Annotated in this window: 20 protein-coding genes and 1 pseudogene; 17 read left to right on the top strand and 4 right to left on the bottom strand. The window is 48.2% G+C overall.

Annotation, left to right across the window (positions count from 1 at the left end; genetic code table 11):
• The first annotated feature begins 190 nt into the window (after window positions 1-190).
• The 5 genes and pseudogenes from NG792_RS25200 (at window position 191) to NG792_RS25180 (ending at window position 5199) form a co-directional block, all read left to right on the top strand.
• Complete coding sequence (locus tag NG792_RS25200) at window positions 191-895, top strand: undecaprenyl-phosphate galactose phosphotransferase family protein (protein WP_261201464.1); 705 nt, start codon at window positions 191-193, stop codon at window positions 893-895.
• 453 nt (window positions 896-1348) lie between these two features.
• Window positions 1349-1927, top strand: a pseudogene (locus NG792_RS25195) (GDP-mannose 4,6-dehydratase); the annotation flags it as partial.
• A gap of 180 nt (window positions 1928-2107) precedes the next feature.
• Complete coding sequence (locus tag NG792_RS29105; RefSeq protein ID WP_353961576.1) at window positions 2108-3409, top strand: GDP-mannose 4,6-dehydratase; 1302 nt, start codon at window positions 2108-2110, stop codon at window positions 3407-3409.
• Window positions 3410-3580: 171 nt separating this feature from the next.
• The gene (locus NG792_RS25185; RefSeq protein WP_261201463.1) at window positions 3581-4525 is read left to right on the top strand and encodes a GDP-L-fucose synthase family protein; all 945 of its coding nucleotides are present in this window, start codon (window positions 3581-3583) and stop codon (window positions 4523-4525) included.
• A gap of 77 nt (window positions 4526-4602) precedes the next feature.
• Window positions 4603-5199: a 5-formyltetrahydrofolate cyclo-ligase gene (locus NG792_RS25180; protein WP_261201462.1), complete on the top strand. Its 597-nt coding sequence runs from the start codon at window positions 4603-4605 to the stop codon at window positions 5197-5199.
• 266 nt (window positions 5200-5465) lie between these two features.
• Here the strand turns inward: NG792_RS25180 and NG792_RS25175 are convergent, their stop codons facing one another.
• The gene (locus NG792_RS25175; protein ID WP_261237210.1) at window positions 5466-5591 is read right to left on the bottom strand and encodes a hypothetical protein; all 126 of its coding nucleotides are present in this window, start codon (window positions 5589-5591) and stop codon (window positions 5466-5468) included.
• A gap of 137 nt (window positions 5592-5728) precedes the next feature.
• On the opposite strand from NG792_RS25175, the gene NG792_RS25170 reads away from it, so the two are divergent.
• Window positions 5729-7636, top strand: a complete 1908-nt coding sequence (locus NG792_RS25170; RefSeq protein ID WP_261201460.1) for a SpoIIE family protein phosphatase — start codon at window positions 5729-5731, stop codon at window positions 7634-7636.
• A 180-nt stretch (window positions 7637-7816) separates the two neighbouring features.
• Window positions 7817-8677: a carbohydrate ABC transporter permease gene (locus tag NG792_RS25165; RefSeq protein WP_261237209.1), complete on the top strand. Its 861-nt coding sequence runs from the start codon at window positions 7817-7819 to the stop codon at window positions 8675-8677.
• A 32-nt stretch (window positions 8678-8709) separates the two neighbouring features.
• Here the strand turns inward: NG792_RS25165 and NG792_RS25160 are convergent, their stop codons facing one another.
• Together NG792_RS25160 and NG792_RS25155 are read right to left on the bottom strand one after the other, a co-directional pair.
• Window positions 8710-11250: an HD family phosphohydrolase gene (locus tag NG792_RS25160; RefSeq protein ID WP_261237207.1), complete on the bottom strand. Its 2541-nt coding sequence runs from the start codon at window positions 11248-11250 to the stop codon at window positions 8710-8712.
• Between the two features lie 301 nt (window positions 11251-11551).
• Window positions 11552-12454 (bottom strand): ADP-ribosylglycohydrolase family protein, encoded by a 903-nt coding sequence (locus NG792_RS25155; protein ID WP_261237205.1) that lies wholly within the window; start codon window positions 12452-12454, stop codon window positions 11552-11554.
• A 184-nt stretch (window positions 12455-12638) separates the two neighbouring features.
• Here NG792_RS25155 and NG792_RS25150 point away from each other — a divergent pair, with 184 nt between their 5' ends.
• Both NG792_RS25150 and NG792_RS25145 read left to right on the top strand, forming a co-directional pair.
• On the top strand, window positions 12639-13388 hold the full coding sequence (locus NG792_RS25150; RefSeq protein ID WP_261237203.1) for a pentapeptide repeat-containing protein: 750 nt from the start codon (window positions 12639-12641) through the stop codon (window positions 13386-13388).
• A 119-nt stretch (window positions 13389-13507) separates the two neighbouring features.
• Window positions 13508-14329 (top strand): hypothetical protein, encoded by an 822-nt coding sequence (locus NG792_RS25145; protein ID WP_261201455.1) that lies wholly within the window; start codon window positions 13508-13510, stop codon window positions 14327-14329.
• A 36-nt stretch (window positions 14330-14365) separates the two neighbouring features.
• Here NG792_RS25145 and NG792_RS25140 read toward each other — a convergent pair whose 3' ends face one another.
• Window positions 14366-14575, bottom strand: a complete 210-nt coding sequence (locus tag NG792_RS25140) for a Nif11-like leader peptide family natural product precursor (protein WP_261201454.1) — start codon at window positions 14573-14575, stop codon at window positions 14366-14368.
• 87 nt (window positions 14576-14662) lie between these two features.
• Here NG792_RS25140 and NG792_RS25135 point away from each other — a divergent pair, with 87 nt between their 5' ends.
• The 8 genes from NG792_RS25135 (at window position 14663) to NG792_RS25100 (ending at window position 22658) form a co-directional block, all read left to right on the top strand.
• Window positions 14663-17164: a substrate-binding domain-containing protein gene (locus NG792_RS25135; RefSeq protein WP_261201453.1), complete on the top strand. Its 2502-nt coding sequence runs from the start codon at window positions 14663-14665 to the stop codon at window positions 17162-17164.
• Window positions 17165-17294: 130 nt separating this feature from the next.
• On the top strand, window positions 17295-17855 hold the full coding sequence (locus NG792_RS25130; RefSeq protein WP_261201452.1) for a phage tail protein: 561 nt from the start codon (window positions 17295-17297) through the stop codon (window positions 17853-17855).
• Window positions 17856-17865: 10 nt separating this feature from the next.
• On the top strand, window positions 17866-18681 hold the full coding sequence (locus NG792_RS25125; protein WP_261237201.1) for a hypothetical protein: 816 nt from the start codon (window positions 17866-17868) through the stop codon (window positions 18679-18681).
• Window positions 18682-18711: 30 nt separating this feature from the next.
• Window positions 18712-19191, top strand: a complete 480-nt coding sequence (locus tag NG792_RS25120; RefSeq protein ID WP_261201450.1) for a CIS tube protein — start codon at window positions 18712-18714, stop codon at window positions 19189-19191.
• A 13-nt stretch (window positions 19192-19204) separates the two neighbouring features.
• The gene (locus NG792_RS25115) at window positions 19205-19483 is read left to right on the top strand and encodes a hypothetical protein (protein ID WP_261237200.1); all 279 of its coding nucleotides are present in this window, start codon (window positions 19205-19207) and stop codon (window positions 19481-19483) included.
• 66 nt (window positions 19484-19549) lie between these two features.
• The gene (locus tag NG792_RS25110) at window positions 19550-21709 is read left to right on the top strand and encodes a VgrG-related protein (RefSeq protein ID WP_261237199.1); all 2160 of its coding nucleotides are present in this window, start codon (window positions 19550-19552) and stop codon (window positions 21707-21709) included.
• A gap of 96 nt (window positions 21710-21805) precedes the next feature.
• Window positions 21806-22105 (top strand): PAAR domain-containing protein, encoded by a 300-nt coding sequence (locus NG792_RS25105; protein ID WP_261237198.1) that lies wholly within the window; start codon window positions 21806-21808, stop codon window positions 22103-22105.
• A gap of 136 nt (window positions 22106-22241) precedes the next feature.
• A complete protein-coding gene (locus NG792_RS25100; protein ID WP_261201447.1) occupies window positions 22242-22658 on the top strand; it encodes a GPW/gp25 family protein in 417 nt (138 codons plus the stop codon).
• The last annotated feature ends 293 nt before the right edge of the window (window positions 22659-22951 follow it).

Here is a 22951-nt window from a genome sequence, read left to right as displayed (position 1 = left end):
GCGAGCAGGGTGTAATCAACTCCTCCTGACGGGAAGTAAATCGGCATGAATCGCTCAGACTCAGAAAGACAGGCACTTTGAAAGAGTCAGTTTTGTCTGGGTGTCTGTGACCTGAACTCTCCAGACGCGGTGCAAAACGTCTGAAGGCTTTACAATCAGGACTGTGTGTGGTGTGAATTAAAGGAGTAAGATGACTGCCGATAGCCAACTCATCTCCGGCAAAGTGATTCGGGCGGTTGCCAGACGGACTTTTTGGCCTTTCGTCCTGAGTGGTATCAACGGAGAATTTTCCAAGCGGCTGTTCGACGTTGTGTTTTCCCTGTGCGTTCTAATCGTGTTTTCCCCGGTTTACGCGATTTTGGGTCTGCTGATTTACATTAGCTCCCCCGGCCCAATTTTTTATGTGCAGGAGCGCGTTGGCAAGAACCGCAAAAAATTCGGATGCATTAAATTCAGGACAATGGTGCTCAATGCCGACGAAGTTTTGCTGGATATCATGGAAACTTCCCCTCATCTGCGTCAAGAATTTGAGGATAATTTCAAACTCAAGCAAGACCCAAGAATTACTTGGATCGGCCATTTTCTAAGAATCACAAGCCTGGATGAATTCCCCCAATTTTGGAATGTTTTGAAAGGTGAAATGAGCGTTGTCGGCCCTCGACCCTTAGTGGTTGAAGAATTGCCCAAATATGGCCGATATATCGATAAAGTCCTTACCATTAAACCCGGAATTACCGGATTATGGCAGGTCTCCGGTCGAAATGACATTCCCTATCCCAAGCGCATCCAAATTGACGTTTATTATGTCAATTTTAAAAACTTGTGGATGGACCTGTGGATTGTCTTAAAAACCCTTAAAGTGGTGCTGTTCCCTAAAAATAATGGGGCTTATTAACGGGCCTTGTTGCTCTGAACTGCATCAGTGTTCTTGCTGGTGCAGTTCACCCGCTTTAACCCACCGACTGCGATCGGGAATTATGCTGAGGACGCAAGGCTTCAGCAAATTTTTTTTGCCTTACCCACCCCAAACCCCGGGGAAAATTTAAAGAAAACGGTGACAGTTGATACCCGGAGGAAGTACAATCCTGTAACATCCCGTAACGGAAACCGGACGACTCGATTTACAAAAAGTTCGCCAAAACTACGCCAAAACTATAGGGTTCTTTCACATTAACTGGCAAAATTCACGATAAAGTGAAAGACTGATTTGATAAATCCCTCCCTGATGGAAAAATTCCCAGGATGGGGGTCACGGCAAATAATCATTAGGGTGCGGTTCAGTACAGACTCAGGCGATCGCCACTTTGAGTCAAAAGACTTAACTAGAGATTGAGAGGAAAAATAAAAAATGACGCAGCAACGTAAGCGGGCATTAATCACCGGCATCACCGGCCAAGACGGTTCTTACTTAAGCGAATTATTACTAGAAAAAGGCTATGAAGTCCACGGGATTATTCGCCGGACTTCCACCTTTAATACCGACCGGATCGACCATCTTTATGTGGATCCCCATAGTGAAGCCGCCCGATTATTTCTCCATTACGGCGATTTGACCGATGGGGTCACTCTCCGCCGCATTCTCGAAGAAGTCAAACCCGTTGAAATTTACAACCTGGGCGCTCAATCCCATGTCCGAGTCAGCTTCGACTCCCCAGAGTACACCGTGGATACTGTGGCAATGGGAACCCTGCGTCTGTTAGAAGCAATCCGCGACTACCAACATCGCACCGGGATCCAAGTCCGGTTTTATCAAGCGGGTTCCTCGGAAATGTTTGGTAAGGTTGTGGAAGTCCCGCAGAAGGAAACGACCCCCTTTTATCCCCGGAGTCCCTATTCCTGCGCCAAGGTTTACGCGCACTGGCAAACGGTCAATTATCGGGAATCTTATGATTTATTTGCCTGTAATGGCATTCTGTTCAACCATGAATGCGTGATTGACAATACTCCGGTGTTCATTCGTCAGGATGGATTAATTGACCTGGTGTCCATTGCGGAAATTGTCCCCCATAACCAGGATCCAGGCCATAAAACTCGATATACCACGGACATTAGGGACGGTAACGGGTTGGAAGTCTGGGATGCCAAAGGGTGGGCGCAAGTGACTTGCATGACGGCAACTTGGAATGGTGACCCAGAACAAGCTAACAAAACTGTACATCGGATTGCTGCGGAGGGTGCGGTTTACCATGCCACAAGCGATCACGTTGTGTTTGTGGAACAAGGAGAATTGGCCGTCGAAAAACCTGCCGGTGAGGTCAAAGTTGGGGATTCCTTGGCATTGATTGACTTGCCGCGATCGCCTGAACAAATTGACCTCACCGAAACTGAGGCATGGTTGCTAGGAGTGTTCGTTGCTGCTGCAGAAATTGACAGCAAAGGTCAGGTAACCTTGACAATTCCCGATCCAACTTTAACCAGTCGCCTCGCTGCATCTTGGCGAAAAGTCTCTGGTGGAAGTTGCGATCGCCTGGGCGCATCCCGTCTCCAGTTATCTGGCAATTCCGCTTACGGGGACTACTTGCAGTCCGAACTGTACAGCAAATCCCAAGACAAACGCATTCCCAAGCGGATTCTCAATGCAGGCGATCGCGAACGGTTAGCCTTTTTAGACGGATTTAAAGCGGTTTCTCCCCTTGCTGGGGACTCTTTCACCGTCCAAACTCCCTCCGCCCTCCTTGCTGCTGGACTCTATTGGATGTCCATCACCACCCTGCAACAACCCGCCTGGATTGCCACCGAACCCCAAGGCGACTGCCTACAGTATCAAATTCACGTCAACGCCACCCCACCCCAAGGCACCTCCCGCGCAGAAGTGATCACCGCTGAAGCGATTAACTATCAAGGATGGTTGTTTGATTTAGCAACCACTAGCGGGACCTTCCATGCTGGAGTCGGCCAAGGTTGGATCCATAACTCTCCCCGACGAGGCGAAACCTTTGTCACCCGCAAAATTACTCGGGCGATCGCCCGGATCGTCGCCGGAAAGCAGAAAAAACTCTTTCTCGGTAACCTGGATTCCCAACGGGACTGGGGCTATGCCAAAGACTACGTTCGCGCCATGTGGTTGATGCTGCAACAAGACGAACCGGATGATTATGTCATTGCCACTAATGAAACCCACTCGATTCGGAAATTTTTGGATTTAGCCTTTAATTTTGTTAACCTGAATTGGGAGGATTATGTGGAATTCGACCCCCGCTATCTACGTCCTGCCGAAGTTGATTTATTAATTGGTGACCCTAGTAAAGCGAAGGAAAAATTAGGATGGGAACCGTCGATTACCTTTGAACAATTGGTGGCCTTAATGGTGGATTCCGACCTCAAGGCGATCGGGGTAGAATCTCCCACGGGACAATCGATTATCGATCGCGCCTTTATCCGCCAAGACAGTGGTCACATGGTGGACTAATTCACAACCCAATCCCGTTTCCTCCCCAAGACACTGGGGAGGGGTACTTACAAGGGTAGGTTTTTTACGCTTTAACTGCACCTGATGGTCCCCTTCCCGGTGTCTTGGGGAGGGGACCATCAGGTGCGATCGCCGCCTCGTTCAAGTATTAAGTATCAGAGGTTAAGCTAAATGGAATCATTAGACTTAAAAGACAAACGTATTCTCGTCACCGGAGGGGCCGGATTTTTAGGTCGGCAAGTCATCGACCAATTAACCCATAATGGGGCAGATCCCGCTAAAATTACCGTCCCGCGATCGCGTGATTCTGACCTACGAATCATGGAAGTTTGTCAGCAGGTTGTTCAACAACAAGATATTATCATTCACCTCGCCGCCCATGTCGGGGGAATCGGCTTGAATCAAGAAAAACCAGCCGAACTATTTTATGACAACTTAATGATGGGGACACAACTAATTCACGCCGCCTATCAAGCAGGCGTGCAAAAATTTGTCTGTGTTGGCACAATCTGCGCCTATCCCAAATTCACCCCCGTCCCTTTCAAAGAAGATGACCTTTGGAACGGATATCCGGAAGAAACAAATGCGCCTTATGGGGTTGCAAAAAAAGCCTTATTAGTCCAACTGCAATCTTATCGGCAACAATATAATTTTAACGGCATTTATTTACTTCCGGTTAACTTATATGGACCGGAAGATAACTTTGACCCCAGCAGTTCTCATGTCATTCCGGCCTTAATTCGTAAAGTTCATGAAGCCCAAAAACGGGCCGATCAAGAATTAGTAGTCTGGGGCGATGGTACTCCTTCTCGGGAATTTCTATACTCCACTGATGCTGCCCGAGGGATTGTGATGGCTACCCAATCCTATCATAAATCTGACCCGGTTAATCTGGGAACGGGCTATGAAATCACCATTCGCAATTTAATTGAACTGATTTGCGAATTGATGGGATTTGAGGGCAAACTGGTCTGGGATACAGACAAGCCAAATGGTCAACCTCGCCGTTGTTTAGATACGGAACTGGCTAAAAAAGAGTTTGGATTTACGGCAGAGGTTGGGTTTAAAGAAGGATTGCAAAAAACGATTGCTTGGTATCGGGAAAACGCAGCTTAGGCGGCAAGTGAAGTGGCAAGAACCGGGTAAGGACCGGGGAATTCCTTGTCCTTACTCCAAGTTTATAACACAATTTTATGGTTGACAATTCCCGAATGTTTCTCGACCCTCAACTGGAGAAAGCGGAACTCAGACTCAAGTTACTCCAAAAGCGTAAGGCTCTTTCTCCAGCAGAATGGCAGGAGAAAAGTCATCGCATTTGTGGCAATTTACAATGTACGGATTTATATCAAAACTCCCTAACTATTTTAGCTTATATTAGTTTTCGCCAAGAACCGGATTTAAGTCCTTTATTTAGTGATAAAACTCATCAGTGGGGACTTCCCCGTTGCGTGAATAAACAGTTAGTTTGGCATCGCTACAGTAGCGGGGATACTTTAAAATCAGGGAAGTATGGAATTTTAGAACCCATGTCTGATGCACCCTTGTTGCAAGCGGATGAAGTGGATTTAATTTTAGTCCCATCGGTGGGATGCGATCGCCAGGGATATCGTCTGGGATATGGCGGTGGATTTTACGATCGCCTGCTGTCTCTTCCGCAATGGCAGTCTAAACCCACGGTGGGTATTCTATTCGGTTTTGGCGATTTACTTCAGTTACCCATCGCGTTGTGGGATAAACCCTTGCAGGCAGTTTGTACCGAAGTTGGGTGGCGACAAATCCCATCGGAATGAGTTGGAGGGGACGAGAGAGAAAACCCCAGGTTTTTTTTGTAGAAAATTTAAGGTTTTATGACAATTTGTCCCGGGAAATGGCACAATGCCCTGGGTGAACCGCAACCCCTTTTTCTAGTTCAAAAACCCTTGGCGATCGCACTCGTTAGTCCTGGGTGGATCTGTAAAACCTTCTCCTATTTTCCCGGACCCCCTACAGCATGGGTCAAAACTCTTGACCCGGTGGGAGGGAGGAGGATAAAATAAATAATTAGGTGTAAATTACTCTACAAATCGGAGAACGAGCAAGCTAAACGGTTCTCAAGCAGGGTGCAAACCTGATGAAACTGCCAAATTAAGGGATAAGCGATCGCAGCGGCAAAGGAGAGATATCCCCCCACAGTTTGGCCCATTTCTGCAGCAGGTGCAGAATTTCATTCCCGAGAATTTGAAGGGAAAATCGGATGGAATGCTTCATCCCGATCAACAGGGGGATTAAACCCTCTCCCCTTTAACTTCTAATCTCCTCTACCCCTCGAAAGTATAAAACATGGTCGCGTTATTATGCAAAACCAGTCTGCGTTGGCGGTTGACCCTGTTAATTTCTGGATCTGTTGTTCTTCCCATGTTTGGAACCTTGCTGATTGCCAGCTATCAAGGGAGTCAAATTCTCCGGAAGGAGGCAGAAGACAAACTGATATTGCAAGCTGAGTCTCTCGCCCATAAAGTTACCCAATGGGATCAGAAAGTCGTTCAAATTATTCAAAATTTGAGTTTGCAACCGGCTATTAGGGATATGGATGGGGAGGAACAAGAACCCGTTTTAAAAGCAGGGATTGCCGTGTATCCAGATATTTATCTGATTAATACCCTGGATACCGATGGATTCAATGTGGCCCGCAGCGATCGCAACCCCCTCAAATACTATGGCGATCGCAACTATTTTAAACAAGCGATCGCCGGACAAGAAGTATCCCGAGAAATTCTTTTAGGACGAACCTTAGACAAACCCGCTATTGTTTTTTCCACTCCCATTAACCAGACACTTTATGCCGAGGACCCGGAAATCGTGGGGGTTCTCGCCTTAGCAATTACCCTCACGGAAGTCACGGAACAAGTCCAAGCCATTAAGGTGGGTAAAACCGGGTATGCTTTTGTTGTAGATTCCCAGGGTAAAATCCTCGCTCATCCTCACTCTCCTCAATTCAAAGCCTTACAAGACTTTCATGAATATCCCCCGGTCAAATCTCTGATTAACGGGCGTTCTGGTTTATTAATTTTTGAGGATAGTGACCAGAATAAATGGGTTTCTTACAGCATCGTTTTAGCAAACGGATGGGGGGCGATCGTTCAACAACAAAAGTCAGAAATTTTAAATCAAGTTTACCAATTTTGGCAATTTTCCACCGTCCTTGCTGTTGGTGTTTTAATCGCTGTTGGGGGAATCACCTGGGTCATCTCTACCCAAACCATCCAACCCCTGCGCCAATTAAACCGGGCAGTTCAATTAACAGCCCAAGGGGATTTAAGCCAATCTGTTATTGCTAAAAAGCCCGATGAAATTGGCCTACTGGCCCAGTCTTTTAATGCAATGGCTCATCAACTCAAAGATTTGTTTGACCAGTTAGAAGAAAAGGTCAAAGAACGCACGGGGGAATTAGCCAAAGCCAATCAACTCATCACCGCTTTAAATCACAAACTCACTCTTGAAAATGGCCGAATGGGAGCCGAACTACTCATTCTCGCGGAAATGCAGAACATGGTTTTACCTAAACCAAAAGAACTCCAAGGCATTGAAGAACTGGATATCGCAACTTATATGCAGTCTGCCACAGAAGTGGGGGGAGATTATTACGATATTCTACCCCATCCAGGAGGGATTGCGTTTTGCATTGGCGATGTCACTGGACATGGCTTAGAGAGCGGAATTTTAATGGTGATGACTCAAGCCGCTGTCCGAACCTTAATTGAGTCAAAAAGCCATGATTTCATCGAGATATTAAATACTTTAAATCAAACTCTATATAAGAGTATTCAACGAATGGAGAGTGATAAAAATATCACTTTATCCCTGGTTAATTATGCCAATTACAAATTAATCATTAGCGGTCAACATGAAGAGGTGATTATTGGTCGGGCCAATGGTACGCTTGAGCGCATTGATACGATGGATTTAGGCTTACCCATCGGACTAGAAGAGGATATCACCCCATTTTTAAATTATCTAACCCTTGACCTTGCACCGGGGGATGGAGTCGTACTTTATACTGATGGCATTACCGAAGCCCGGAACAAGGCCAAACAAATGTATGGAATTGAGAGATTATGTGAAGTGGTGAGGCAATTTTGGTCTCAGCCTGCGGAAGAAATTAAGCAGGCAATTTTAGTAGATTTTAATCAATTCCTTGGAGAAAATGCCTTACATGATGATATTACTTTGGTAATTTTTAAGTGTTAAAGGTTCTATAGAAAAGGAGAGTTTAAATAAGACTAAAATTGAATTTAATTCAGGGGGTTGGGCCAAAATTTAGAAAGAGTAAAACCGAATTTTTTTAGAAAAATATGGAATTTTGTGTTATAATGCTCCGGTTTAAATCCCTTTGATTGTCTTTATTTTCAACTTTCAAGGCTAACCTCTATGAAAGATTCCCTCAAGCTGACCGTTGCGCGTCAAACCCACTCCCGATTGAAACGCTTGGCCCTCTATGCCCTGTTAAGTGCGATCGCCTTCCTCACCCTACTTCCCTTAATTTGGCTGGTGAGTACCGCCTTCAAATCCCCGAGTGAAAACATCTTTCAAGTTCCTCCGCAATTCCTACCCGCCGAACCCACCTTCGAGAACTTTGTCCGGGTATGGCAAGCCAGTCCCTTCGGACAATATTTATTTAATAGTACCCTGATTGCGCTCCTAACAGTGAGCTTTAATGTGATATTTTGTGCCTTAGCGGCTTATCCCTTAGCCCGCTTAGAATTTCCCGGCAGGAATTTGATTTTTTCGGGGATAGTCTCTACGATTATGATTCCCTTTCAAATTGTCATGATTCCCTTGTATATCTTAACCGTACAATTGGGGTTAAAAAACACTTATTTAGGAATTATTTTGCCCTCTCTTGCCTCGGCTTTTGGCATCTTTTTATTGCGCCAAGCCTTTCAAGGAGTACCGAAGGAATTAGAAGAAGCGGGACGCATGGATGGTTGTTCAGAATTAGGGATTTGGTGGAACGTGATGATTCCTGCGGTGAGACCCGCCCTAGTGACGTTAGCGCTATTTGTCTTTATTGGGTCTTGGAGTGATTTTCTATGGCCGTTACTGGTGATTGATCGCACGGAATTTTATACATTACCCCTAGGAGTGGCGCGATTAGAAGGGACATTTTCCTTAGATTGGCGGTTGATTGCTGCGGGGTCAACGATCGCCATTGCCCCAGTCTTACTCTTATTTCTCCTCTTGCAGCAATACATTGTCCCCACAGATGCCGGGACCGGAGTCAAAGGTTAAGTATCAGCAGGGGGGATGAGTTCCCCCTCTTCTTACTTCGACTGGAGAGAAAGCGCAGCTTTGGGATAGGCAATCCGTTTGTGATTGAACTGTTGCCAAACTCTCACAAAAATTTCGGCAATTTTCGGCATTTCTTCCCGTTTCAGACCGGACTCACCCAGTTGATTATCTTGCCACCGGGCTTTGAGAATTTTATTCACCATATTCAAGGCTTCCTCTGGGCTGACATCCTTGAGACTGCGTAAAGCTGCCTCACAAGAGTCTGCCAACATGACGATCGCTGTTTCCCGGGATTGGGGAATCGGACCATCATAGCGAAACTCTTCGTCCCGGACTTCTCGCCCTTCTTGTTTCGCACGTTGTTGCGCTTGATGATAAAAATAAGCAATCAACATCGTGCCTTGATGTTCCGGAATAAAGGCTTGAATCGCTTTCGGTAAACGGAATTTCCGCGCCATTACCAGCCCTTCGCTGACGTGCTTTTTAATAATTGCCGCACTTTCCCAAGGGTCATCAATTTCGTCATGTTTATTCGGTCCCCCCATTTGGTTTTCGATAAACCCTTGGGGGTCGTGCATTTTACCGATGTCATGATACAGTGTGCCTGTGCGAATCAGTTCTACATTGCAGCCAAGTTCCTTCGCCGCCGCTTCGGCAAGGGTGGCGACAAACAGGGTATGTTGAAAGGTCCCCGGCGCTTCGGAAGCCAAACGTTTTAAGAGGGGGCGATTGGGGTTCGCCAGTTCCGCCAGACGGATGGGAGTCACTAGGTCAAACAGATGTTCCAGATAAGGACTCAAACCGAGGGCGACAATACTCCAGGAGACGCCAGCGATCGCCTGAATCCCAGCAGCCCCGAGAATCGTGTACCAAATCGTCCCTGCCGTGGCACTGGGAATCAGGCTGCCAATCAGGTAAACTCCACCTTGGGTTAAACCCGCCACACCCCCAACCATTGCCAGTTCTTCTCGCGATCGCATCCGTCCGGCGAGGATACCGCTGATTAACCCGGCTGCCGCATTCGCCAGCAAATAAGTCCACTCGATTTCAATACCCAGGGGTAAGAGTACACTCAGCAGTCCTACAACAGTCCCCGAGAGGAGGGACCCGTAGAAACTGCCAAGTAATAACCCGACTGCCGGTAAGGTGGTGTAAGGAATTCCCAAAGAAATTAGCAGGGGTGCCGTCAAGGAGAGGAGTAACACCAGAGTACGATCGCGCCGTCGTAACTTCGGATGTACAAGCCCTTGCGCCACCCAAAAAATCCCCACGGCGATCGTCACCGTTCCCCCAAACCCAAATAGTCCCACCCAATTAATTTCCCGACGACTCATATCAAAGCGATCGAGGAGCACAAATTGGGACTGAGAAATTGTTTCCCCTTGTTCAATAATCACCTCCCCTTGTTCCACACTGACAAAAACCGGCTTAACTTCTAGGGCCGCTTGTTCCGCGCGGACTCGGGTGCGTTCTAAATCTTTGATTAAATTAGGCTGTAGGACCTCCAATAGCAAATTCTCAGAGAGTTCCACTGCCTCCTGTGGGACCTGGCCTTCCAACTGAATCATCACCGCCATTTGCAGAATATTTTTGGGAAGTCCGGGTGGAATCCCTTGGGACAACATCCGCTTTAAGGCATTGTGGAGACCCAATTGAGTTTGAATCCACTCTTCGTCCGAGAGTTCAAATAAATTGAGACTATAAATATGGGTTGAGGCGATACTGGTCGTATCTGCGATCGCCGCTACCGCTAAACCGTAGGTTTGACGCGCCTGGGAAATTTCCTCAATCAAGGTCGAAAACGCCACGGACCCCCCGCGTTTGCGGTAGCCTTGCAGTTCCATCACCGCTTGCTGTCCGGAGTCAGTTAACAGACCCCGTTCCACCGCCCAATCTGCCGGAGATGAGCTATCGGCGCCCGGGAGGGAATTGTCGGGAATCTCCACCATTGGCGCATCTTCTCCCGCCGCCCTCACCACCCCGCTATATTCCCACTCTTGCGCCTGTCGTAGATAAAGCTGGGTGGAAGTAGACAAGATGGTGGTATCCACAAAGGGAAATTGCCCCCCGACTTGGCGCAATTGAGTCCCCTCGTCTAACACTCGTTGCAGGACTTTCTCAATCTGCTGAGAGACGGGGCGATCGATCATTAAAACCGGACTGGACCCAATGCGGGCCGCCCTGCGATTGTCTTCCGTGGTTTTGGTGTCCTCTACCCTAGCATCTTCAGGCGCGATAAAGGTTTCTGGGGCAATAGTGCCTACACCCAGTTGCGGCTGATTGTAAAAGCGCTGTCCGATGGTTGCGGTGAGGCAAGTCACCGCCAGTAGAACCGCTACAGGGGAATGGACGGTGGTATTCATCCGCGATGGGAGTCCCTTTGTCCAAGCCCTCGGTTCCGTCGAACCTTGAGCGGGAGAGGCGGGTAACTCGTGGGGCAAAGACGGAGGGGACCCTTGAGGGAGGGTCCCTCTCTTCCGCCCATTGCGATCGGAGAGATTGCGCGAGTAAATGTTGGCGCAATCTCTCCCCCATTGTTCGAGTTGCCGAGTCAGCATCTGAATTGATCTCATGGATCTCTCGTGCCTGTTCTAAATTAGAGGATTGCTAGGAGTAGAAGGCAAGGCGTTATGCACTATTATAGAGGCACTCTTCCTCGGCCTAAATCTTCACCCCCAAAGGCGGGGATCGGTGGGGTAAATCAGCTCAGGGGGATTGCAAGCCGTTGGTTTGCCTAGAACGTCTGTTTAGGATGAGGTAAAGGGCAGGCGATAGGGGCTTTCTGGCCCTAATCTGGGGTTAAAGACCGGAAATTTGGTAAGAACAATCTAAATTTTTCTTCTCCCAATTCTCCCCCATCCCCCCACTGAGGCCCTAGAGTCGCCAGGGACGAATCACATTAGGTGCGGCGACAGCGCGAAAATGAATCGCTTCTTGTGGTTGATACTGGACATCATAGACCCCCGACCAGGTGGCCAGCAGGCGATCGCCCAGGTGGAACATTTTATCGGTTTGCAAGGGACCCTGTTGCCCGGTCCAAGGGATGCCTGGAATGCTGTTATAAGCCCCGGACAAGATTCCCGTGATTACAGTGGTCACAGGGGCTTGGCTCCCTGTGCGAGTGGCACGACTGATGGATAATCGGAAGTCTTCTAGGGTACTCAGAAGGCAGTAAAAGCCTAGGGCAAAGGGGAGGCTGCCGGGACCCTCAGTCTGGGCTACTTGTTCTCGAACCCGCTCTAAACTGACACCTTGGGCGAGGAGGGTTTCGACGGTTGCCAGTTGGGGAATCAGAGGGGATGAAGTGTCCTGAAGATAGGCAATGGTTTCTCCAATCAAACTGTGCGGGTTTAGCCGTTCTGTCAGAGTGGCGGCGATCGCATACCCCAGGGCCAAGAGTCCATCTCTTTCAGCCACGGGGATTGACAAAAGCTCACTAATCTGATATAAGTTCGTTCGCAAAAATTCTAAGTGTTCGTGATAGAAGAGGAGAACCGGAACCACAGCCATCAGGCGATCGGCCCCTAAGATTACCGGAACGTCCATTCCCTCGGACTGTTGAGACACCGAGGCGACTGCCTCACACCAGCTAGAGGAGTCAAATCCGCCATTTTGAATTAAATTTTTCGCACTCGCCACCAGGTATTCCTCGTCCCCTGGCCTCGGGCGCACCTCCAGCAGAGGTCCGCTCAAGGAAATCACACCGTTTCCTATGCTATAGCCTATATTAGCACCGAGTAGGGTTCCCTGAAACCGACTTAAAACTGAATATCGCATTCTGATAACAATTGCCCGTGAATATGATATAAAGCGAATCTCCATCAGTTTGTCATATAAAATGCTTGCCCTTGATACTCCCTGAGCAGTAGGAGCAAGCCGATCGCATTCCACTTCTGTCTAATAGCCAATAGGAAAACCTGGGGGAGACAATGAGAACAGAAGAGGCAACTTCGAGGGATCCATGAAACAAATCCTACTGGCGATCGCCTTCCTGGTGACTAGCGCAATTCCCCTGGGCGCTGAGAACCCCCTACACCTGCAACAACTCTTCACTACCCGAGACTGTCGCAACTGTGAACTCAGCGGCATCAACCTCAGCGGGGCCAACCTCAGCGGAGTCAACCTCAGCGGGGCCAACCTGAACGGGGCCAACCTCAGCGGGGCCAACCTGAACGGAGCCAACCTGAACGGGGCCTCTCTTCTCGACGCCAACCTGGTTGGGGCCACTCTCAGAAGTGCCTCCTTAATCGTCACAAACCTCAGTGGTGCAATTTTGCATGAAGCGGACTTAAGGGATGCGGATTTATATGGGGCGATCGCCGCTCATGCCGAACTCAACTTCGTGAACCTCGTCGGGGCCTCTCTCCCTAAAGCCAATCTCTATCTCACCGATTTAACCGACGCGGACCTCTCCACCGCCAACCTAGAAGGGGCCAACCTAGAACGCGCCGACTTAACCGATGCCAAACTTAGGAATACCATCCTGATCGACGCCTCCCTCTGTCGCGCCATCATGCCTGATGGTTCTGTCTCGGAAATCGGTTGTCCCGCGCCGGAACCCGCACCGGAACCCGCACCGGAACCTGAACCCACACCCGCACCTGAACCTGAACCCACACCCGCACCTGAACCCGCACCTGAACCCGCACCTGAACCCGCGCCTGCACCTCTTCCACCACCGCCACCACCGCCACCACCTGTCACCCGGTAGCCGTGGGGAGAACTAGCCATAAGTCGAATGTGACTCCCCAAGCGAGTCCCGTAAAATAGGTGGATTCCATCTCAGGCGATTGATGCGGTACCGCGCAAGTTGCGGCAGGACGAGTCTTTATGAAAAAAATCAGAACCCTAGTTCAGCGCAAAAGTCAGAAAAAATATCCTCAAGCTTCTACAGTAGAGGGTCAATTTGAGTCGCGTCCTTTCCCCTCACCAACCGAGGCATCACCGGAACAGACCCCGGGGGTCCAAGGGGAATCCGAGGGGAAAAAGCGTCAGGGTTTCAACTTTGCCAAGATTGATATCTTTCCACCGGAGGAATCGGAAACCCCGGGGGTCCACCCAACGGTTCAGCGTCAAGGAGGCGATCGCCGCGAATCCGAGGAAGAGTCTATAAAGCCCGATGCTCAGGCGACTGCTCAAACCCGTGAAACAGTGCAACTCAAGGAAGACGAAGAACTCCAAACCCACGCCACCGCTCAAACTCCCGAGGAGGAATTAACCATCAATGCTGCACCGGCTACAGCCATTCAGCGAAAGGGAAAGGGCAAAGATAGACACGCTCAAGTAGACGATCGCCATAGTATCAGTGACCCCTACATCGACCCGACGCGCTGGTTGGAAACCCTCAAACGAGAACGAGTCTCGGATTTATTCCGCACCCCGGGCGGATTAGACGGTCATGTTCAACAGATCCAAATTGAAATCAACCGGCTAATTTCAGACCGCAATCGGCGCAAGTTAGAAGGTCAAACGGGGGCAGAAGTTGTGCAATATACAACCGCCTTAAATACCTTGCGAAATTCCCTGATTGCCAGCGCCAAAGCGGCAGAATTTGATTTTGCCAAATTTGGGGTTACTTTTGCGCCTCTTGCCTCCGACCTTTATCTCGAATGTGATCAGGGTCAGGTCAAAGTTGATGGCAAGCCCGTCTAAGCGAAGGCACGGCAATGCCGTGCCTTTTTTCGGGGGTTAAATTCCCGGAATTTCCGATAACTTTGACTCTAATTCTTCTACCTTAAACTGGGTCGCTTCCATCCATTCTGCGGTTGTAAAATCATATCCATCTTGACGAGCCATCGCGACTAATTTATCTAAACTCGGAGCAGAATTATATTTTTCTTTAAGCGAAGGATCGGCTTGAACTGCTCTAAACAGTCGAACAACCTCGGGTAGCGCCATTTGAGATTCCTCCAAACATTCAATATCAGGCTGTAAACTGAAACATTCCCTTAAATTCTAAAACAAGTTTTTAAATTTAACCAGATTATGTCTAAAGACATTGGCAAAAAATTAGCCCAAGAAGCCGGTAGCCGCGAACTCAGTCGCATCATCATGCGGGGTTCGTCTATAAAACTGGGCATGAAGAATCGCCTGTTCCGATTCGTTCCCGCGCGGTTCCAATGGGTAATTCCCTTCATACAGCAAAACTTAAAGATTGAACCGCCGAAACTGTCGGCATTAAAATTCCAGCTACCGGGAAGATTGCGCCAAAACCAAGACTTGGCAAAAAATTCACAGCAACTCGCCCCAGAAATCGAAATAGGGACGCTACCGGAAGTTTTTCAACCCGTTCAACCCCTTTATTTAAAGTATGATTGCGCCCGAGGAAATCCCTTAAGCTGCGAAGAGGCTCAACAGACCCTGGAGGCAAACCCCCAAGCCAAATATTGCCGACAATGTGGGTTTCCTGTTCCCTTAGCGCCGGAAACTAAAATTCGAGGCGATCGCGCAACTTATCAAATTGAAAGATTATTGCGCCATCGGGGAATGGGACGGTTATATGCAGCCATCCAACTCAGCGATCGCCAACCTGTCATCCTCAAAGAATATATCTTACCTCACCGCTATTTTAACTCGGAAGAAATTCGCCAGCGCAAGGACTTATTTCGGTTAGTGGGGGGGATTAATTTAGCCGATGGGCGCATTCAGGACCAGAGGCTGATTTCCCCCTGGGAGGCAGTCGCACCCTTGCGGGAAGAACGCTGCTATCTCGTCACTAAAGGACAAATCGACGCTTTCCCAAATCTGTCCAGCTACCTCTTAGAAACGGGGGCATTTACTAACGCTCAAGTTCGTCAAGTCCTGGACCAAGTATTACAAAGCTTAGAGTTTCTCCACGAGCAGAAATTTCGGTTGCGCTCTGGTGCATTAAAACAGGGAATTATTCATGGAAACCTCAGCTTAGATAGCCTAATTTTTGTTCCCAATACCCAAGGATTTTTTATCTATTTATGTGATTTAGCCCTCTGGGAAAATTTTGGAAAACCTATTCTATCTGACTCGGCCTATTCCTCCCCTGGACAAGATTTAAAAGCATTAGGATATGTGGCATTTTATTTGTTAGCTGGACGCACATTTAACCCTCAAACTGAACAGGAAATTGACCCGAGGGTAGAAGATGATTGGCCCTTGGGCGTCCATCCTGCACTGAAAGACTTTATTTTAAACTTAATTGGACTGGGAACTCAAAAATTTGAAACGGCTCAAGTAGCGCGGCAAACCCTGCTAAAATTATCTGGGGAATGGTGGATCGGTGATGGCAGCGTAATTCCCTTGGGAGTACCAGAAACAATTATTCTGGAAACCGTGGAAAAAAAACGCCGTCTACGCAGGCGACTTTTAGCCTTTTTATTAGGAACTGCTGGGTTAATTTTATTGGCCCTATTAATTTGGTGGGCAATGGTGAGTCGGCAGCAAAAAGCTGTGGCAAAAGACCCGGTTTGCTGTATTGACAAATTAGCCGGTATTCCCCTAGGAAACTTTACTTATACGGCATCGGTAAATGGCACTTGGAGTTTTTTACTCCAGCAACCGAATTTAATTGCCCCAGGCAGAACTTTAGAGCAAGATTTGCAACAACGCCTCCAACCCGAAGACCCCGCAGAACCTCCGAAATATACATTTCGCTATTTACCTGAGCCCTCTTCAAACGAGGCGATCGCCAAAGTTTTATCGGGAGAAACTGACTTTGCCATTACAAATTTGCTCAATGCTCGCACAGCCTATGATAATTTAATTCACACTCAAATTGGCTATCGAGAATTTGCCTATGATGGCATCGTGGTTTTTGTGCCGTTTAGCTATTCTCGCCGAGAAAATGGACTTCCCCAGCGTTTAAATGGGAGCATTACATTCGACCAATTACGGCAACTTTATACGGGTAAAATTAGAAATTGGCAAGAATTAGGCGGTCCCAATCTTCCCGTTAAACTGTATATTCCCAATGAAGAAGAAGCATTGCGAATTTTTGAACAGCGAGTGCTCAAAGATGAACGGGCGATCGCTGAATTTCACAACCTCCTCAAAACCCCAACTACCGCCAATACCCTCGTCAGAATTCCTGCCCCAATTACCCCGCTTTCTACCTTCTCAATGCTGCGAACCGTCATCCGAGATTTTGAAGATAGAAATATCGGCAGTATTGGATTTGGCACTTTGAGTAAAGTCTTTGGACAATGTTCCGTTTATCCTCTTGCCTTAAGTGAAGGGAACAAATCTCCAGTTTCTCCCTTAGTTAGAAATCTGGATAACCAACCGATTTCTCCTCTCACCGATTTGTGTAATAATAAAGGCAGTTATAGCCCGAATGTAACCGCATTTTCCCAAAATCACTACCCCTTAGCCTATCCTTTGGTGGTGATTTATCCCCGGGACAATCGTCTTCCCTCCGTGGGAGAAAAATTTGCCGAAATTCTAACCACCCTAGAAGTTCAAAACCTCCTCGATCGCACCGGACTCATTCCGATTTACCGACAATCTCCCCCCTAATCCAAATCAGTCCAGGGAAAAGGGGTCAAGTTCGACCTTTGTCTAGTATCCACAACACTCCAAAAAACCTAAACTAAGCTATAGTTTGGGGGCCTCAATGCGTCACCCAATCCAAGGGGAGTCATTATTCATGACGAAACAAAATCAGCCGGAAACCCACGGACTGAATTATATTACGGCAAATCGCTTTTATGTGGAGATGCAGGAAAGCAACTCCATCGCCGCTTGTTTTAGCGAATGTTCGGGCTTGAGCGTTACGGTGAACTATGACACCTATTTTGAAGGGGGAGTCAACAACCAACAGCGAATCATCCTGGGAAATACCCAATTTTCAGAAGTTACCCTCAAACGAGGACTAACCAATGATGCCGCATTTTGGGGCTGGGCATCGCGAATGCTGACTAAAATTAGCCCGGATAGTGCCGGGAGTCCCCAGCGTCGGAATATTAATATTTTACTGTTTAATCCAGCGGGAGAAACGATTCAGTGTTGGACTCTAATTGGGGCAGTTCCCGTCGCCTGGAGAGCACCAGCATTAAGGGCAGATGCGGCAACGGTAGCCATTGAAGAGTTATCTTTGGCTTATGAAGGGTTAAATGTTGAGGTGAATAGCAACTCCGGTGGCAATGCTCTCGGCGGTGGTGGCAAGATTCACCAGAGTGGCAGGGGTGCCGGTGGGTTCTTTATCTAGGGGTTAAATTATGGTAGAAACTGTGGAGAATTATGGGGAGGAACCGGGCGATCGCAGTCGTGTGGCGGCGTTGAAACCCCTGGGAATTAACAAGCCTTTTTTGCCCCATCAACCCCTGGGACAAAAACCCTTTAAACCTCAATTTTTAACCCCGATTGCTAGGAAAACTTTAACGAGTTTTGAGTTAGAACCGGCGATCGCATCCAGTCACGAGGAAACGGTTGAGGAACGGGAGCAATTTCAGGAGGAACCCCGAGAAGAGATTCAGGAACTCAGGGGAATTGCGATCGCCACCCGAGGGGGACAACCGCTGGGACAGTGGCATTCCATCGGCGATCGGCAAACCCAACTTACCCTATCTGCTAACCCATCTTTTCAACTCCCTCTTACCCTCTCGGTAGAAGAAATTTCCCCGAATTTTGCTGAATTGTCCGCCTTAACCCCATTCGCGACTCCTCCCCTGGATCTGGGAATTGCTACTACAACCGAGTCGATGCCAACCGCTTGGGCGAATCTGGAAGACTTACTCACCCAAACCGCCGAAATCGATACCGAAGGGGAATTTGTGTTAACGCCCTGGGGAGTACAACGAGATAACCCCCCAGAACCCAACCGCGATCGCTCCCCCGTCCCCGTCCAAAATCCTCCCGACTATTCCGATCCTAGAAGTCGAGAAGTCACCATCACCGCCCCGGGATATGGACCCACACCGGAACCGGAAGACCTAGAGATTTTAGCGCGAAAAGTTTACGATTTGGTTAAACAGCGCCTAACAATTGAGCGCGAACGAAATGGGGGTCGCTATTCTCGGCGATCGCCCTGGTAAATTCAGACTTAACCATGAGGAAAAACCGCCATGCCAGGTAACAACGTTGCATCAGGGAAACTGGAAAAAGCTAAATTGATTTCCCAAGAAAGTGACACCATCGAATTCATGTTCAACCCCACCGAACTGGTATTCGATCAATCCGTTAGCATCAATCCCAGTCGAGGTGCGCGAACCAGTTCCGGATTATCCAAAGTCAGTTTTGCCCATCCCGAACCCTGCACCCTCACCATTAGTAACATCATCTTTGATACCTACGAAACCGGCACCAGCATCCTACCCTCTATCAATCTTCTCAAACAAGCTGTCAGTTTTGCCACCAAAGGATCGGGCGCAAAAAAACGTCCTCCCACCTATATTTTTGCCTGGGGACAACAACAATATATGCGCTGTTTCGTCACCCGACTCAGCTATCGATTAACCCGCTTTTTACCCGATGGAACCCCCGTGCAAGCGCGAGTCGATTTGACCCTCACGGAAGTGGATAAAGCAAAAGCAACTGGGAAGTAGGGAGATGGGGGAGATGGGGGAGATGGGGGAGATGGGGAGATGGGGGAGATGGGGAGATGGGGGAGATGGGGGAGATGGGGGAGATGGGGAGGATGGGGAAGATGGGGGAGATGGGGGAGATGGGGGAGATGGGGAAGATGGGGGAGATGGGGGAGATGGGGAGGATGGGGGAGATGGGGAGGATGGGGGAGATGGGGAGGATGGGGGAGATGGGGAGGATGGGGAAGATGGGGAAGATGGGGGAGATGGGGGAGATGGGGAGGATGGGGGAGATTTAATTGGGGTTGATTAGAACTCAAGATGACTTTTCATTGCTTAATTATCATCAGAAATTTATACCAAATCTACATTAGGAACCATGACAGCAATCTCTTATTTAGCTCAACCTAGCTTAACAATAGATGGAACCGAGGCATCGGAAAAATTAAGGGCAGATATTATAGAAATTTCCGTAGAGGAAAGCCTTCATCAGCCGGGAATGTTTACCCTGATGATTAACAATGACTATTTTCCCGGGATCGGAAAACCCTGGGGACATGAAAAATTATTTGCCATTGGTAAACCCATCGAAATTGGGTTTAGTTCCAGTACCACGGAAGCGCCGGAATTTTCCAAAGGTCAAACCACTGCCAACCTGTTTAAAGGAGAGATTACCTCCATTGAATGTAGCTTTACCCAAACCTCGGAAGCTACCATGCTGATTCGAGGCTATGACGTCGGACATCGGCTGCATCGCGGGAGATATAATCGGTCCTTTCAAAATATGAGCGATACCGATATCCTTAAAAAAGTGATTAAGGAAGTGGGAATTTCCAGTGGTACTGTTGATTCCAGTGGTTCTCCCCATGATTATGTGTTTCAAGAGAACCAAACCAACATGGAATTTTTGCGGGAACGAGCAACCCGCAATGGATTTGAACTGTTTGTTCAGGATGGAAAACTTAATTTTAGAAAACCCAAAGCAGGCAGCACTTTAGAGTTAAAATGGTTACAGGATATCCATAGTTTTCGAGTGCGAGTTTCCAGTACCGAACAAGTGAGCGCCGTGGAGGTGCGCGGGTGGGATTATAAACTAAAAAAGCCGATTGTTTCCAAGGCTAATTCGGCTACAGTCTTAACGAAAACCGACTATCAAGAGGGTGAAAAAACCAGTTCTGCATTCAATGGGCAACCCGCGAAAGCTACCATGATAGTCGTGGATAAACCTGTTTTTAGTAATAAAGAAGCTGATACGATCGCCCAATCTTTATGTAATGAATTAGGCGGAGAATTCGTTCAAGCGGATGGCGTAGCCGAAGGAAATCCAGATATCCGCACCGGCAAAGTTGTCCAATTTGCCGACATGGGAAAATATAGCGGAAAATACTATATTACCGAAGCCCGCCACCTTTATCAACAGGGGATTTACACCACAGAATTTAGTGTTCGAGGGTTGCGATCGGATGATATTTCCACCACCGTTGCACCGGAAAGCCGACTCGAACCGGGACAAACCATGATGGTGGGAGTAGTATCTAATAATAACGACCCCGACGGATTAGGACGAGTGCGGGTGAAATTTCCCACCCTGACGGAAGAGCATGAAAGTAACTGGGCCCGGGTAGTGGCGATCGGGGCCGGACTCAATCGCGGATTTGACTGCTTGCCAGAAGTTAATGATGAAGTGCTGGTAGCCTTTGAACATGGAGATATTCATCGACCTTATATCATCGGGGGCGTGTGGAATGGCAAAGATAAACCCCCAGAAAAAGTGGCCGAATCCGTCGTCGGTGGAAAAGTGCGTCTCAGAACAATTAAAACTCGCCTCGGCCATAAATTGCAATTTGTAGAAGAAGATAAAGGCAGCAGTAAAAAAGGGATTTATATTGAGACCGTTGACGGAGATAAACATAAACTGCATCTGAATGATACAGACAAAAAAATAGAAATGAAAACCAGCGGGGCGCATTACCTGCTGTTAGATGATAAAAAAAAGAAACTGGAAGCCAAAACCAATGGCGGGCATACCGTCTTAATGGATGATAATGGCAGTAAAAAGATAGATGTGACCTCCGTCGGGGACATGAACGTGAAAACGGGGAGTTCGGGAAAAACCCGCACCCTCAAAGTCGATGCCGGGGAAATTCAAGTCACAGGAATGACTAAAATCCTGCTGAAAGTTGGCCCGAATAGTATTGAAATATCCAATTCGGGGATTAAAATTGATGCCCTGAAAGTGGACGTTTTGGGAAAAACCGGAGTCGAGATTAAATCCCCACTTAAAGTTGAGATTAGTGGCGCAACACAAGTTAATGTGCAATCGGCGGCACAGGTGGGGATTAAAGCCGGGGCCTCCCTGACCGCTCAAGCGGGGGGTTCCTTGGGTCTGCAAGCGGGCGGGTCCTTAAGTGGACAGGCAGCGGGTTCGGTGAGTTTCACCAGTGGGGGTGCCGCGAGTATTACCGCCGGTGCTGCATTCCAAGTGACTGCCGGTGCCAGTGCAGGGATTTTAGCACCCCTGATTCGTCTCAACTGTTGAGATATCCGAGAATGCGACTTATGGCTAATGGTCAGTCCCTGGTGAGGCCGTTAAAAATGGGGGCTAAATGATCCAGGCCATAATCAGAGGAAAATTATGTTTCCGGTAGCAGTATTAGGAGATGTAGCGGGGGGGAGTCCGATTATAGGACCCGGAGCACCCACGGTTTTAGTGATGGGTCGTCCCATTGCTTGTATGGGGGATGCGGTTGCCGGTGCCCCGATGGCAGCCGGGACCTTGGTGATGCCAGCTTCCGTGACGGTGTTGGCAATGGGCCGTCCCGTAGCTCACATGATGACAATGGCCGTAGGGATGAGTGTCCCGGCACCGATTCCAGTTCCCTTGGCGTTACCTGTGGTTGCCACCGGGGTGACGGTGTTGGTTGGGCCTCCGTAAATTAGGAACGCTGACCCCTGAAGGAGTCAGCGTTCACAGAGTGGCTACAATTCCTTTAGACTCGACTTTTGGCGAATATTCCTAAGTCTGTAGACTTTAGTAAACTAGCGACTAAAGTCTGTGGACTCACTGTTTCATGGCAAACGATTACAACCCCCAACCGCCTCGGGATTACATCGGAACGGGATGTTCATTTCCGTTACGGATCAATGTCCAGGGCAAAATGCAACTGAGTTCCGATGTTCGCAATGTGGAGGAATCCATTCGGATTATCCTCAATACCAAATTCGGAGAGCGCGTTTACCGCCCCAATTTTGGGTCGCGCCTGTCGGAGTTGGTGTTTGCGCCGATGAATACTCAAACCCTTTTACTCATCCGAGTCTACATTGAAGAGGCTCTGGAATTGTGGGAACCGAGGATTATCATTGAGGGAATTTACACCGAACCGGATCCGGTTCGAGGTCGGGTTGAGGTTCGGATTGAATATCGTCTTACAGACAGTTACGAGTCGCGTAGCATGGTCTATCCGTTTTATTTAATGCCGTCATCTTAAAGGGGTCATTTGTCCTTTGTCCTTTGTCATTTGGATTCCTGAATAATCAGGACATAAGACATAAGACATAAGACATAAGACATAAGACATAAGACATAAGACATAAGACATAAGACATAAGACAAAGGACAAAGGACAAAGGACAAAGGACAAAGGACAAAGGACAAAGGACAAAGGACAAAGGACAAAGGACAAAGGACAAAGGACAAAGGACAAAGGACAAAGGACAAAGGACAAAGGACAAAGGACAAAGGACAAAGGACAAAGGACAAAGGACAAAGGACAAAGGACAA

This window comes from Laspinema olomoucense D3b, from assembly GCF_025370785.1.
GTDB classification, from domain to species: domain Bacteria; phylum Cyanobacteriota; class Cyanobacteriia; order Cyanobacteriales; family Laspinemataceae; genus Laspinema; species Laspinema olomoucense.
This window is presented reverse-complemented; position numbering and strand designations above follow the sequence as displayed.

Excerpts from the sequence above, each read along its gene's own strand:
- NG792_RS25175 (WP_261237210.1), bottom strand. The coding sequence starts at position 5,591 with ATGGGCCAAACTGTGGGGGGATATCTCTCCTTTGCCGCTGCGATCGCT.
- NG792_RS25155 (WP_261237205.1), bottom strand. The coding sequence starts at position 12,454 with ATGCGATATTCAGTTTTAAGTCGGTTTCAGGGAACCCTACTCGGTGCT.
- NG792_RS25100 (WP_261201447.1), top strand. The coding sequence starts at position 22,242 with ATGGCAAACGATTACAACCCCCAACCGCCTCGGGATTACATCGGAACG.
- NG792_RS25130 (WP_261201452.1), top strand. The coding sequence starts at position 17,295 with ATGACGAAACAAAATCAGCCGGAAACCCACGGACTGAATTATATTACG.
- NG792_RS25145 (WP_261201455.1), top strand. The coding sequence starts at position 13,508 with ATGAAAAAAATCAGAACCCTAGTTCAGCGCAAAAGTCAGAAAAAATAT.
- NG792_RS25105 (WP_261237198.1), top strand. The coding sequence starts at position 21,806 with ATGTTTCCGGTAGCAGTATTAGGAGATGTAGCGGGGGGGAGTCCGATT.
- NG792_RS29105 (WP_353961576.1), top strand. The coding sequence starts at position 2,108 with ATGACGGCAACTTGGAATGGTGACCCAGAACAAGCTAACAAAACTGTA.
- NG792_RS25170 (WP_261201460.1), top strand. The coding sequence starts at position 5,729 with ATGGTCGCGTTATTATGCAAAACCAGTCTGCGTTGGCGGTTGACCCTG.
- NG792_RS25125 (WP_261237201.1), top strand. The coding sequence starts at position 17,866 with ATGGTAGAAACTGTGGAGAATTATGGGGAGGAACCGGGCGATCGCAGT.
- NG792_RS25120 (WP_261201450.1), top strand. The coding sequence starts at position 18,712 with ATGCCAGGTAACAACGTTGCATCAGGGAAACTGGAAAAAGCTAAATTG.
- NG792_RS25110 (WP_261237199.1), top strand. The coding sequence starts at position 19,550 with ATGACAGCAATCTCTTATTTAGCTCAACCTAGCTTAACAATAGATGGA.
- NG792_RS25135 (WP_261201453.1), top strand. The coding sequence starts at position 14,663 with ATGTCTAAAGACATTGGCAAAAAATTAGCCCAAGAAGCCGGTAGCCGC.
- NG792_RS25180 (WP_261201462.1), top strand. The coding sequence starts at position 4,603 with ATGGTTGACAATTCCCGAATGTTTCTCGACCCTCAACTGGAGAAAGCG.
- NG792_RS25115 (WP_261237200.1), top strand. The coding sequence starts at position 19,205 with ATGGGGGAGATGGGGGAGATGGGGAGATGGGGGAGATGGGGAGATGGG.
- NG792_RS25185 (WP_261201463.1), top strand. The coding sequence starts at position 3,581 with ATGGAATCATTAGACTTAAAAGACAAACGTATTCTCGTCACCGGAGGG.
- NG792_RS25160 (WP_261237207.1), bottom strand. The coding sequence starts at position 11,250 with ATGAGATCAATTCAGATGCTGACTCGGCAACTCGAACAATGGGGGAGA.
- NG792_RS25150 (WP_261237203.1), top strand. The coding sequence starts at position 12,639 with ATGAAACAAATCCTACTGGCGATCGCCTTCCTGGTGACTAGCGCAATT.
- NG792_RS25200 (WP_261201464.1), top strand. The coding sequence starts at position 191 with ATGACTGCCGATAGCCAACTCATCTCCGGCAAAGTGATTCGGGCGGTT.
- NG792_RS25165 (WP_261237209.1), top strand. The coding sequence starts at position 7,817 with ATGAAAGATTCCCTCAAGCTGACCGTTGCGCGTCAAACCCACTCCCGA.
- NG792_RS25140 (WP_261201454.1), bottom strand. The coding sequence starts at position 14,575 with ATGGCGCTACCCGAGGTTGTTCGACTGTTTAGAGCAGTTCAAGCCGAT.